This window comes from Vibrio sp. Y2-5 (assembly GCF_014596725.1).
In the GTDB taxonomy this organism is placed as follows: domain Bacteria; phylum Pseudomonadota; class Gammaproteobacteria; order Enterobacterales; family Vibrionaceae; genus Vibrio.
Genome location: NZ_JACVEG010000002.1, coordinates 828,320 through 840,736, shown reverse-complemented (window position 1 = coordinate 840,736; position 12,417 = coordinate 828,320). Strand labels below are relative to the sequence as shown.

10 protein-coding genes are annotated in these 12,417 nt (G+C 42.5%); 4 read left to right on the top strand and 6 right to left on the bottom strand.

The window, feature by feature from the left end; translation table 11 throughout:
• Positions 1 to 32: 32 nt before the first annotated feature.
• Positions 33 to 1,088: a galactose-1-phosphate uridylyltransferase gene (gene galT, locus HUO09_RS08945; protein ID WP_188233719.1), complete on the bottom strand. Its 1,056-nt coding sequence runs from the start codon at positions 1,086 to 1,088 to the stop codon at positions 33 to 35.
• An 82-nt stretch (positions 1,089 to 1,170) separates the two neighbouring features.
• Complete coding sequence (locus tag HUO09_RS08940) at positions 1,171 to 2,790, bottom strand: SulP family inorganic anion transporter (protein WP_188233718.1); 1,620 nt, start codon at positions 2,788 to 2,790, stop codon at positions 1,171 to 1,173.
• A 701-nt stretch (positions 2,791 to 3,491) separates the two neighbouring features.
• Here HUO09_RS08940 and HUO09_RS08935 point away from each other — a divergent pair.
• The 3 genes from HUO09_RS08935 to HUO09_RS08925 all read left to right on the top strand — a co-directional run bounded on the left by HUO09_RS08935 (position 3,492) and on the right by HUO09_RS08925 (position 7,658).
• Complete coding sequence (locus tag HUO09_RS08935; protein ID WP_167413564.1) at positions 3,492 to 4,457, top strand: porin; 966 nt, start codon at positions 3,492 to 3,494, stop codon at positions 4,455 to 4,457.
• Between the two features lie 194 nt (positions 4,458 to 4,651).
• The gene (locus HUO09_RS08930; RefSeq protein WP_188233717.1) at positions 4,652 to 5,605 is read left to right on the top strand and encodes a ketopantoate reductase family protein; all 954 of its coding nucleotides are present in this window, start codon (positions 4,652 to 4,654) and stop codon (positions 5,603 to 5,605) included.
• 394 nt (positions 5,606 to 5,999) lie between these two features.
• Positions 6,000 to 7,658 (top strand): putative transporter, encoded by a 1,659-nt coding sequence (locus tag HUO09_RS08925; protein WP_167413562.1) that lies wholly within the window; start codon positions 6,000 to 6,002, stop codon positions 7,656 to 7,658.
• A 60-nt stretch (positions 7,659 to 7,718) separates the two neighbouring features.
• On the opposite strand, the gene HUO09_RS08920 is transcribed toward HUO09_RS08925, so the two are convergent.
• The 4 genes from HUO09_RS08920 to HUO09_RS08905 form a co-directional block, all read right to left on the bottom strand.
• Positions 7,719 to 8,444, bottom strand: a complete 726-nt coding sequence (locus HUO09_RS08920) for an amino acid ABC transporter ATP-binding protein (RefSeq protein WP_167413569.1) — start codon at positions 8,442 to 8,444, stop codon at positions 7,719 to 7,721.
• 19 nt (positions 8,445 to 8,463) lie between these two features.
• A complete protein-coding gene (locus HUO09_RS08915) occupies positions 8,464 to 9,408 on the bottom strand; it encodes an amino acid ABC transporter permease (RefSeq protein ID WP_167413568.1) in 945 nt (314 codons plus the stop codon).
• A gap of 79 nt (positions 9,409 to 9,487) precedes the next feature.
• Entirely contained in the window at positions 9,488 to 10,294 is an 807-nt protein-coding gene (locus tag HUO09_RS08910; RefSeq protein WP_188233716.1) for a transporter substrate-binding domain-containing protein, read from the bottom strand.
• 181 nt (positions 10,295 to 10,475) lie between these two features.
• On the bottom strand, positions 10,476 to 11,765 hold the full coding sequence (locus HUO09_RS08905; protein ID WP_223159350.1) for a PLP-dependent aspartate aminotransferase family protein: 1,290 nt from the start codon (positions 11,763 to 11,765) through the stop codon (positions 10,476 to 10,478).
• A gap of 134 nt (positions 11,766 to 11,899) precedes the next feature.
• Here HUO09_RS08905 and HUO09_RS08900 point away from each other — a divergent pair, with 134 nt between their 5' ends.
• Positions 11,900 to 12,370, top strand: a complete 471-nt coding sequence (locus HUO09_RS08900; protein ID WP_167413596.1) for an Lrp/AsnC family transcriptional regulator — start codon at positions 11,900 to 11,902, stop codon at positions 12,368 to 12,370.
• The last annotated feature ends 47 nt before the right edge of the window (positions 12,371 to 12,417 follow it).

Genomic DNA, 12,417 nt, shown 5'->3' with positions numbered 1-12,417 from the left:
GTGAACACTCTTTATAGATTAAATTGAATAACTTAGATTTGCTTTTCTCGATAATGAACTGCACTTACAGCGCGGAGTTTTTCTGCTGCTTGCTCTGGCGTTAAATCTCTTTGAGACTCAGCAAACATCTCATAACCCACCATGAATTTTCTTACTGTAGCGCTACGCAAAAGAGGGGGTAAAAATGAAGCATGTACCTGCCAATGTTCACAGTTATCGCCCAATGAGAAAGGAGCGCCATGCCATCCCATACAGTACGGGAACGAGCACTGAAACAAATTGTCATAGCGAGTAGTGATCGCTTTCAGAGCGATGGACAAATCGGCTTGTTGTTCATCAGAAAGGTCCGTGATTCGACTCACTTTTTGTTTTGGCAAAACAAGTGTTTCAAAAGGCCAAGCAGCCCAGTAAGGCACCACTACAACCCAATGTTCAGTCTCTACAACGACACGGTCTTTGTTTTGCAGTTCACGGTGAACATAGTCATGCAGTAGCGGCGAGCCATGTTTGCCAAAATAGTCTGCTTGATGATGGTCTTTTTTACTCACCATAGTAGGAATGAAACTGTTCGCCCAAACCTGTCCATGAGGATGAGGCTGTGAGCATCCCATGGTTTCGCCTTTATTCTCAAAGATCTGAACCCATGGATAACGCTTACTTAAGCTGTTCGTTTCTCTAACCCAGGTTGCAATGACTTGCTCGATTTCAGTGTGTGAAAGTTCCGCCAATGTGCGACTGTGATCTGGAGAAAAGCAGATAACGCGGCTCTCGCCTTTTGCACTGTGAAGCTTGAATAAAGGGTCATCCGTAGAGTCCTTTTCCGGTGTGTCATCTGTTAAAGCAGCAAAATCGTTTTTAAACACAAACGTACCTGTATAGTTTGGGTTCACATCACCACTGATTCGCTCATTACCTGCACATAAAAAGCATGACTTGTCATAACGGATTGAAACCTCTGCTGCTGGCATTTCTTGTTGCCCACTCCAAGGACGCTTTGCACGATGCGGAGAAACTAACACCCACTCACCTAACAAAGGGTTGTAACGACGGTGGGGATGCTCAATTTCATCAAACTGGGTTGCTTTCATAGTGACTCAATATCCTTCTAAACAATGTAAAATTCGAACCTTCCAACTTCTCGGGCACCGATTATCAATGCACATCTACTCGCTACCTTGCCAAAAGTGAGGTTAGGCGCTCTGAGAAATGGTTTTCTTTGAAAACGGAAGAACCATGAAGCAATGCTTGTTTAGCGTTCGCTTTAAAATGGCAGAAATAGACTTCTCGATTACCTTGAGTGGTGAGTTCAACCAGCATTTGCACGCCAAGATGGTCAATAAAATTGATCCCTTTTCCTAAAATAATGAGTCGTTTCGCTTCAATAGCGTCCAGTTCTCTCTGTAGATGTTCTACGCAACCGAAGTAAATAGAACCGTTGATTCTGACGATCTGCGTGTCCGAAAAATTTGCGTTTTCAATATCCAGTTCGATAGGCGTTACTTTGTCGACAACAGGTCGAGAAGTTTTTCTCAGATAGAAGAACATCGACATCAAGATGCCTACGTAGATAGACAATTCGAGGTGTAAAACAATGGCTGCAACAAAAGTCGTTATTAAGACTGCAGACTCTTTCTTGTCTTGTTGAATGATCGAGCGGATGTAAGGGATATCAATGAGGTTATAGGCAACAACTAGTAAGATGCCTCCCATGCCAGCGAGCGGAATATAGCTGACATACTCAGCCATAACTGGCATCAGCAATAGCAAAATTAACCCAGCAAATACTGCTGCTAGTGGCGTTCTGGCTCCGCTACTAAAATTCACGCCACTGCGGGTAAAAGAGCCTGAAGACATATAACAGGAGAAAAATGCCCCGACTACGTTCGAAATACCTTGGCCGATGAATTCTTGATTGCTGGATATACGTTGCTTTGATTTCAAAGCTACAGCACGACCAATTGAGATGGCTTCAACCAGACCTAATAATGCAACCGCTAGAATCCCACCCGACAATTCTCCGATAATTGCTGGATCCAGTTCTGGAGCTGAAAGCTTAAGCACTGAGCTTTGAATCTGATCGACGTAATCAATTTCAATGCCATTGTAAGTAAACAAAAGAGCGACAAGGACTGACGCTACCATCGCGACTAGCATATTTGGAACAGAAGGCAGATAACGCTTCGCCACAATACAACTCGCGATGGTTATCAGAGCGATGAGCAATGAGAAAACCTGAAGGTGATCAAGGTGTAGTATTACCAACCATAGGTTTTCAATCGCCGTATTTGCCGAAGAGTAGTCTAGACCGAGTACATGCCTCAATTGGCTAACGGTAATCACAACCGCTGCTCCAGCAGTAAACCCAATCACAACCGAATGAGAAACAAAATTGACTACAGCTCCTATTCTCATCACGCCCATCAACAGCTGTACGATGCCAGCACAGAAGGTCAGAGTAAGACATAGCTGAATATAGAAAGGGGTTCCAGTATCAGAAAACTGGCTAATAGTACTGAAAACAATAACGGATAAAGCGGCAGTCGGCCCCGATATCAAATGATTTGAGGACCCAAATAAAGCCGCCAATATCGCGGGAATAATTGCAGTATACAAACCATATTCAGGAGGAAGACCCGCGATCATTGCATACGCTACGCCTTGAGGCATAACGATCACAGCGCCAGTTAATCCCGCTAATAAATCCGTTTTTACAACGTCCATTTTTACTTGCGGCAACCAAGCAATAAAAGGAAAACAACGAACTAAAACTGTTATAAACTGACCGCTCATAATATCTCATACACTTATAATGCAACTATTTTAAAATGCGAATCACCACACAAAAATAGACAAGACCAAAATTAACAAACAAAAAAATTATTTAATAAAAGATATTATAGACAACAACTCTCCTTGTTCAATTCAATTTGAAATTGCGTTTCAAATAAAAACCATAAAGTATTACAATTTGCGATCCAGATAAAACTTAACTCAATAAAAGTCATAAAATCCTATCTAATCCTTTGAGTGATATCCGGCCTAGAAAGTTTCGAGCTACATACAAAACCTCGGAATCTCCCTTCTCCATTACAAAACAGCGTAAAGAATATAAGTGCATGGCTGTCATATAAGCCAATCTTCACAAATGTAAACAAGCAGCCGAAAGCTAACGCGAGACACATCTCAAAATAAACCGTTATGTAAATTAACTTAATGCATACGTTAAATAATATCGAAGGAATAATATTATTAATTGCATTGAAACTTGTTACACAACATAAAGAATAAATAACCTACCGATTATGAAGTAGATCGTAAAAAATATTTAAAAATTAAATTTTCAATATATTTAAAAGTTGTTTTGTATAAGATTCCCCTGTCGATTTGATTAATGAAAATATATTTCTCATTTGCAAATAAATTACGTTGTTAAGCAAATTAATACACTCGATTACGTTATGAGTAATCAATATAAAAAAATGGAGTAAAATATGAACATCAAACCATTAGCAGCAGTGGTATCTCTTTTAGCAGCAGGTTCTGTAGCGGCAGGCGAAATCTACGCTACTGACACAAATACTGTTGAACTTTCAGGTTGGGCAAAAGCGGTTGGTCTTTACGTAAATGCAGACCAAGCTGACAAATCAGAGCATGTTTTTACTGATGCACACTTAAAAGCTAAAGCAACGCATTTCCTAAATGAAGAAACTAAAGTTATCGGTTCCTTTGCAATCAATACTGGTGATAGTGCTAGTGACAGAACGGCTAAGTTTGAAGACATCAAACTAGAATTCGATCACACAGGGCTTGGTAATCTATCTTTAGGTGATACTGGCAACTCATTTGGTGCAATTGAAAAGGCAAAAACCGGTGAAGGCGCGAACCTGTATATCGTTGGTCAAGGTGGTGTTAATGGTCAAGGTATCCGCTACAAGAAAACCATTGATAAATTAGAATTATCTGCAAACTATGAAACTGACAGCGAATCTAGCAACGAATCAAACTATGGTCTTTCAGCAAATTACAAAGCGGATAATTTCTCAGCTGCGATCGCTTACGGTTCTGATGGTGACGAAGCTGATTCTATCGGTGTAGCTGCAGATCTAACCCTTGGTTCACTAAAACTGGCTGCAGGTTACATTTCATTTGAAAATGCAACATCTTTGAAAGCAAATGACAGTGTTGAGCTAAAACTTGATCTTCCAAACGATGGTGAAACTTATTCTGTTGCAGCAACTTACACCATCGATCTATTCCGTATCTACGGCTCAGTTCAGTACGCTGAAGGCGATTACCAAGGTACTTCATTCGATGCTCAAACTGCGTACCTAGGCTTAGGTTACGATGTCACTAAAGAGTTCAAGACTGACTTCGTTCTTCAAAATGGCGAAATCGAAAAAGCTGGCGTAAAAGAAGACGGCAGTGCAGTTAAATTTGTAGCTAAATACTCGTTCTAATTACGAGAACTTTATCTACTGACTTTTCTTATTCATTCCGCATTTTGCGAAAGCCACATCAAGGTTGATGTGGCTTTTTTTATTTTTATTGCAGCAACTCTTATTGAATAACCCTGTTCACTTAACTCTGGTGATTACTTTCTTAAGCGTTTAATCTAGTTTTGCTTATGGATATGTACTTAAGGAGGAGTCTCTTGAAATTCGCAATGATCGGCGCGGGTGGTATTGGTTGCTACTACGCGGCAAAGCTCGTTAACGCTGGACACGAAGTGGTTTTTGTCGCCAGAGGTGAACATTTAAAAGCGTTACAGCAACAAGGTCTCGAAATAACACATCCAGATTTTTCCTTTGCTGCCCCCGTTTCGGCTACAGATGTTCAAGGGCTTTGTGATGTTTACAACGGCAATGATTTTGACTTGCTAATTATTGCGTCAAAAGGCAGCACAACCAGCTCAATTATGGATCAAATGAAGCCTTGGCTGGATGCGTGTGACACTCCCGTATTGTCAATTCAAAACGGTGTAATGAATGAAGGCATCATTGCCAATACAGTTGGCTTAAAGCGCACGATAGGTGGACTAGCAATTAGAATCGGGGCTCATGTTTTAGAACCCGGCAAGATAGAAGCGACGGGCAAAGCGCAAATCGATTTTGGTGCTTGGCCCTCAGATTCTGCTAATCCAAATTTAAAAAGTTTTCTCCACGAGCTCGGCTCAGTTTTCGACTCTGCAGATATTCCAAACCAGCTTTATGAAGATGTCAGCTATGCATTGTGGCGTAAGCTGATCATTAACAACGCGATAAACCCACTTACCGCTTTAACGATGAAAGATACTCAAACCGTCACAAGAGATTCTGTATTGAGACAAACTGTTTATAAGATCATGCAAGAAACAGCGAGAGCGGCAAGGTTTGCGAATGTAAATATGACTGATGATGACGTAGCTGAGATGTTTAGGCTTATCTGTGAGTTTGATGCAATCAAAACATCCATGTTGGTCGATCGAGAAAAAGGGCGTCCAATGGAGATCCAAGAGATCTGTGGTCCTGTGATCGACTATTGTCGCCAAGCGGGTGACCCTGCGACAGCCACAGAGTTGATCTGTCATCTTCTACAGCATGCCAGTGATCAAATGTTAGATTCCTAAAACAACGCTCACTTTATTTCTCGAACGCAATCAATGGGAATATCCAGCGAAACATTATGTTACATTCTGGTACTCGGCGTTTACTTTACTTGCATTTAAGAAACGCTTTTTACCCTTATTTAACATATATTTATTGGCTAAATCTATTTCCTGCTAAACAGCACATTTTTGTATGTCTAGAGTTAACAATCTAAGTCTATTGCAGTATTACTAATAGCATAGTTAGGGCAATAAAGTGACGTTGAGCAGCGCCAAATATCTCGCTCGTTCAACGCCTATATCTGAACCCTCCAGCCGTAGACATAACCACATTAACGTTCTTACGCCTACCCCTGCCTGATGTTCAACAGCGATTGCCCGTCAACCGTTTTTGTAATTGTTCAGGAGACTTACTATGAGTGATATTGCACTCTCTATCAGTATCCTTGCTCTGGTAGCGGTGTTAGGTCTGTGGATAGGGAACTGGCGACTCTATGGTGTTGGTTTAGGGATTGGCGGAGTGCTGTTTGGCGGCATTTTCGTTGGTCACTTTACTGGTGCATGGGGCGTCGAGCTCAACTACCACACCTTACACTTTATCCAAGAGTTTGGATTAATCTTATTCGTCTATACCATTGGTATTCAGGTCGGCCCCGGATTCTTTTCATCACTGAGAAGTTCTGGCTTAAAACTCAACGCTTTTGCTGCGTTAATTGTGCTGCTAGGTTGTCTGGTTACCGTTGCTCTCTACTATCTGTTTGATGTTCCGTTACCTGTCATTCTCGGTGTCTTTTCTGGTGCGGTGACCAACACGCCTTCTCTCGGTGCGGGTCAACAAATCCTGACAGAATTAGGTGGCCATGAAAACCTTCTTGATATGACGGGTATGGGCTATGCCATAGCCTACCCGTTTGGTATCTGTGGGATACTGCTCACTATGTGGTTGATTAGACTTATCTTCCGCGTCAACGTGAACCAAGAGGCCGATGAGTTTGAAATCAAAAATGGTCACAAAAAATCAAGCTTACACACCATCAATATTTCGGTTAAAAACCCCAATTTAAACGGACTGTTTTTGAAAGATATTCCTGCCCTGAGCGATGGAAATATTGTTTGCTCACGTCTAAAACGCAACGAACATCTACTGGTGCCAAAACCGGACTCTCGGGTTGAAGTCAATGACCTACTCCACCTTGTCGGTGACAAGAATGCTTTGGAAAAAGCGCGTCTAGTTATCGGTGAAGAAGTGGATGTATCCTTGTCGACGCGAGGAACTGAGCTTCGTGTGCAACGTTTAGTTGTCACCAACGAGGTGGTTCTGGGTAAAAAACTTCGAGACTTGGATCTAAAAGAAAAGTATGACGTTGTTGTCTCTCGTCTCAATCGTGCAGGGGTCGAACTGATACCAACCAGCAATTCTACCCTTCAATTTGGTGACATCTTAAACTTAGTTGGACGTCAGGAAGCCATCGAAGCAGTGAGTGGTATGGTTGGTAATGCTCACCAAAAATTGCAACAAGTACAAATGTTACCTGTATTTGTGGGGATTGGTTTGGGTGTATTGCTGGGTTCAATTCCTTTCTACCTACCGGGCTTTCCTGCAGCCATCAAACTCGGTTTAGCAGGTGGTCCACTTATCGTTGCCCTTATTCTTGCCAGAATAGGCAGTATCGGGAAAATGTATTGGTTTATGCCACCTAGTGCCAACTTGGCATTGCGGGAAATAGGCATCGTACTGTTTTTGGCTGTCGTGGGTCTTAAATCCGGAGGTAACTTTGTCGAAACACTCGTACAAGGGGATGGACTTAGCTGGATGGGATATGGAGTAGCAATTACTGCAATCCCACTTATTACAGTCGGTATCTTGGCAAGAGTGCTCGGCCACATCAACTATCTCACTATATGCGGCATGCTGGCCGGTTCTATGACCGATCCACCAGCGTTAGCTTTCGCCAATGCGATACACGAATCAAGCGGTGCTTCAGCCTTATCCTATGCCACCGTTTATCCATTAGTCATGTGTCTGAGGATACTGTCGCCACAAATACTCGCGCTGATACTATGGGCGATGTGATTCGCAAATGAAAAAAACCGAGCGTCAATGCTCGGTTTTTGTTTAAGCGGTATTAATCTGCTACAGAACTTTCGCTAAGAATTGCTGCAAACGAGGGTGGCTTGGATTATCAAACACGGCTTGCGGGCTGTCATCAACCAGCAACTTACCCTCTTCCATAAACAACACACGGTCTGCAACTTCACGAGCGAAGCCCATTTCGTGAGTCACGATAACCATTGTCATCCCCTCTTTTGCTAGCGCTTTAATAACGTCCAGTACTTCACCTACCATTTCAGGGTCAAGTGCCGATGTTGGCTCATCAAACAACATCAAGTCTGGGTTCATTGCTAAAGCGCGGGCAATCGCCACACGTTGCTGCTGACCACCGGATAAGTGCGTTGGGTAGTTGTTCATGCGATCTTCAAGACCCACACGTTTGATCAACACTTTCGCAGCACCTTCCACTTCATGCTTAGGACGTTTCGCCACTTTCATGGGTGCGATCATAACGTTTTCTAACGCGGTCATATGCGGGAAGAGGTTGAAGCTTTGGAACACCATACCCACATTTTGACGTAGTACGTTGATATCCGTACTTTTCGCATACATATCAAAACCATCAACGATGATAGTTCCTGAGCTGATCTCTTCTAACTGGTTCAAAGTACGTAAAAAAGTCGATTTACCTGAACCTGAAGGCCCAATGATAACCACAACTTCACCACGTTTTACCGTGGTTGATACCGATTTTAAAGCGTGGCAACCGTTAGGATAGAACTTGTCGACATTGCTGGCGTAAACCATATCTTCGCCGTTGTATTCACTAGTCACTGGCTGATAACCTCTTCTCTAAACGTTGAATTGCCCAAGACAGAGTCCCGGTTACTAGTAAGTAAAGTGCTGCGACCGTAAACCACACTTCAAAAGGTGCAAAGCTACCACTGACAACTTCACGGCCCGCTTTGGTTAAGTCAGTAATTGAAATAACGGAAACCAGCGAAGAGTCTTTGATTAGGTTGATAAACTGACCAGCCAGAGGTGGCAAAGTACGTTTTAGTGCTTGTGGAAGAATGATGTAGCGCATCGCTTTAGGATAGGTCATACCCAAAGAACGCGCGGCTTCCATTTGCCCTGTTGGAATAGCCTGAATACCTGCACGTACGATTTCGGCAACATAAGCACCAGTGAAGACTGATAGCGCAACAACGCCAGCAGTAAAACGGTCAAAATCGAGTACAGTGCCGATAAAGAAATAAACGATGAATATTTGAACCAGAAGTGGCGTACCACGTATCAATTCAACATAGGTAAGAGATAAATTTCTCGCAACCTGATTCTTGGACACCCTCATCAGGCCGAACACAAGACCGAGAAAAACCGCGAAAATGAGGGAGATGAAGGAGATTTCAACCGTTACCCATAAACCATGAGCTATCGGTCCAAATTTCCATTCGTTCAGTCGTGCGACGGTATCACCTTGGAAAACCAAATCACCATTACCAACCATGAGTGTTGTGTAATGATCGATGATTTGAGGCGTGCTCGAATCATCAAATTCAATTGTTAGCTGTCCCGCTTTCAGCACTGCTGTGCCGTCGCCGTTTGCACGAAGTTGTTGCATCTCTGTATTAACGACATATGGCCAGAGGCGATCCCAATGCCAGTTATAGTTGATACTCTTCCCAGAGAAATAGACCGCACCAATAAGCATGGCCATAATTAGGACGTAAATTCCGTGTCCTATCCATTTTGAGGATTTTGACTGCATCACTCAGATTCTCTTTATTCTTTTTTAATGAACTGGGCAACAATACGCCGCCCAGTTGACTACAGCTTTAAAACGTTAATTATTGAACGTCTTTCAACCATTTGTCTGATTTAAACCACTTGTCGTACATACGATCGTAAGTACCGTCGCCTTTGATTTGACGTAAGTAGTTATTCAAGAAATTTAGGAAGTTCGGGTCATCTTGACGAATCGCCCAACCTAGAGGTTCGTAAGTGAACGGTTCTGCTAGGTGCGCAACTTTACCTTTGTTTTGAGCAGCGTAGATTGCGTTGTAAGGGAAGTCATACACGAAAGCGTCTGCTTTACCGTTAACAACCTGTAGAACGGCATCCACTTCTGTGTCGTATAGGTCAAGTTTTGCATTGAAAAGGTGTTTCTTCGCAGCTTCAACACCAGTAGTGCCAAGCTTTGTTGAGATTGTGTATTTAGGATCATTCAGGTCAGCGTAGCTTTTAACCTTACCTTCAAGCGCAGGTGAAATAATCATAGATTGACCGATAACAATGTACGGGTCTGCAAAGTTAACTTTCAAGTTACGCTCAGGAGTGATAGTCATACCACCCATGATGATGTCACACTTGTTAGTTTGAAGCGCTGGAATAATACCATCCCAAGCGGTGTTTACAGGTGTGAACTTAACACCCATAGAACGAGCCATGTGTTTACCTAAATCGATATCAAAACCAATGAAACGGCCATCTTTGGTTTTCATTTCGAAAGGCATGTAACCCGCGTCGAAACAAACTTTTAATTCACCTGAGCTAAGAACACCTTCTAGGTCAGACTCAGCCATTGCTTGATTGGCACCAAGCAGAGAGCAGGCAAAAACAAGTCCAGCAGCTGAAGATTTAATAAATTTTTTCATAATATCCCTTATAAAAAATTTTGTTATTTTTCTGTTCGTCCAATGACAAATACGATGTTGTATTGAATATCACGCAAACGCGTACTGACATCAAAAACCACAAGATAATGCAACACAATCTAGTAACACTTCAATAACTATCCGAATTTAAAACCAATATAAAGCTATAAAAATTCAGTTTTCATCTAAGAAGATGACTTAAATCCCGAATCAAATCCACCGGAGACTCAAGACCAATGGAAAGTCGAACCACGCCTTTACCTGCTTCTCGACAAAAATTCGCTTTTTGTTCTGGGCTAAATCGATAGGTCGACTTGTCCAAATCATCAGTTTTTAACACCACAGCTAAACTGCGTTGATGTCCTATGGAATAAGCGTAATAAAACATTTTCGACTCATGTGCAAAACGTTGCTCAATCAGTTCGATGTCCTCTACTTGGAATGCAATAATGCCGCCAGAAAATGCCATTTGCTGCTTAGCCAGCGAAAATTGTTGATGAGACTCTAAACCGGGATACAAAACTCTTATCACCTTGGGGTGCTTTTCTAACCACTCAGCAAGGGCTTGAGCCGATTCACAAAGCGTTTTCATTCGTGGATACATAGTCTCCATACCACGCATAATTAGCCATGCACTTTGTGCACTTAGGGATGCACCAAAATAAACGCCTGCGACGCTTCTAAGCTTGCTAATCAAGGCTTTTGAGCCCAAAACACATCCGCCAAGAACATCACCATGACCATTAATAAACTTAGTTAAAGAATGAATAACCAAATCGGCTCCAAGTGTGATTGGTCGGGTAATAACCGGGGTTGAAAAAGTCGAGTCCGCACTAAGTAAAACCCCATTGTTTTTAAGTAGTAAAGAGAGTTCTTTGATGTTCGTTAATCTTAATAGCGGATTACACGGCGTCTCTATGTGCACTAGTTTGGTGCTTTTACGCAACGCGCTTTGCACACTTTTGATGCAAGAAGTGTCAACCGTAGTGACTTCGATTCCATATTGGGGCAATACTTGAGTAGCAAATTCATACACCGCAGCATAACAAACATCGCTGATGACGAGGTGATCACCAGCTTTAAGTAAAGACATAAAAACAGCGGTGACAGCCGCCATTCCACTTGCAGTCGCAAGCCCATCCTCCGCCTGTTCTAAAATAGCCAGACGCTGTTCGAGCAACCGAACCGTTGGGTTTGTCCATCCAGCATAAAGGAATGGTGAGTCCGAGATATCTTCCAGCCCTTGAGCAGAAAAAGCCCCTTCATCGGGCCTAAAGCTGTGATTTACCGACATCACAATGTTAGGAGCGATGGCGTTAGTGTGTGGATCTGGCTGAATAGCCGCATGCACCGCCAAGGTTTCAGGAGCGTATATTTCGCGAGACATTTCAAAATCGATATTATCGTTATGCATTATTTTCTTGATCCCATCTTTGTCACCAGCCGTAAATAACTTGGGGCTAATGAGCATTTTTAGTTCCAAACCGTATGAATGAGCTAATTGTGAATTCCAATTGATAGGGAAAATCCGCTATTCTTCTCTCCACATGGAAAAAACACCGCGTTTAGAACTCAATAATGCGGAATAACGGCAAGAGGAAAACCATGAGTGAAACCACTCTGGATAATTTCGATAAGAAAATTCTGCAACTGATGCAAAACAACTGTCGCATGGCGAGTGAAATCATTGCTGAGCAAGTTGGCTTATCCGCTTCTGCAGTACAAAGACGCATAAAACGTTTGAGAGACGAAGGGGCAATTAAAGCCGAAGTGGCCGTGATCAAATCCGAATTTTCTACCCACCCAATGACCTTTATTGCCGGAATAGAAATCGACAGAGACAATTACACCGTCCTCAATAAATTCAAACGTTGGGCAGAAACTCAACCGTCAATACAGCAAGTATTTTATGTGACTGGTAATGTCGATTTAATGCTGGTGATGACGGCTGAAAACGCCAAAAGCTACGATAGATTTATAGAGCACATCATGGAGCAGTTCCCACAAATACGCCGTGTTATGACCAATGTGGTGTTGGATACGCCAAAACAGAGCCTTTATCTGCCTGTTGAATAGCGAACCTGTAAATTGAACGCATAAAAAAAGCCGAGAGGTTCTCCCCT

Coding starts and splice junctions, on each gene's coding strand:
- HUO09_RS08935 (WP_167413564.1), top strand. CDS start 3,492: ATGAACATCAAACCATTAGCAGCAGTGGTATCTCTTTTAGCAGCAGGT.
- HUO09_RS08940 (WP_188233718.1), bottom strand. CDS start 2,790: ATGAGCGGTCAGTTTATAACAGTTTTAGTTCGTTGTTTTCCTTTTATT.
- HUO09_RS08905 (WP_223159350.1), bottom strand. CDS start 11,765: ATGCTCATTAGCCCCAAGTTATTTACGGCTGGTGACAAAGATGGGATC.
- HUO09_RS08900 (WP_167413596.1), top strand. CDS start 11,900: ATGAGTGAAACCACTCTGGATAATTTCGATAAGAAAATTCTGCAACTG.
- HUO09_RS08910 (WP_188233716.1), bottom strand. CDS start 10,294: ATGAAAAAATTTATTAAATCTTCAGCTGCTGGACTTGTTTTTGCCTGC.
- HUO09_RS08920 (WP_167413569.1), bottom strand. CDS start 8,444: ATGGTTTACGCCAGCAATGTCGACAAGTTCTATCCTAACGGTTGCCAC.
- galT (WP_188233719.1), bottom strand. CDS start 1,088: ATGAAAGCAACCCAGTTTGATGAAATTGAGCATCCCCACCGTCGTTAC.
- HUO09_RS08925 (WP_167413562.1), top strand. CDS start 6,000: ATGAGTGATATTGCACTCTCTATCAGTATCCTTGCTCTGGTAGCGGTG.
- HUO09_RS08915 (WP_167413568.1), bottom strand. CDS start 9,408: ATGCAGTCAAAATCCTCAAAATGGATAGGACACGGAATTTACGTCCTA.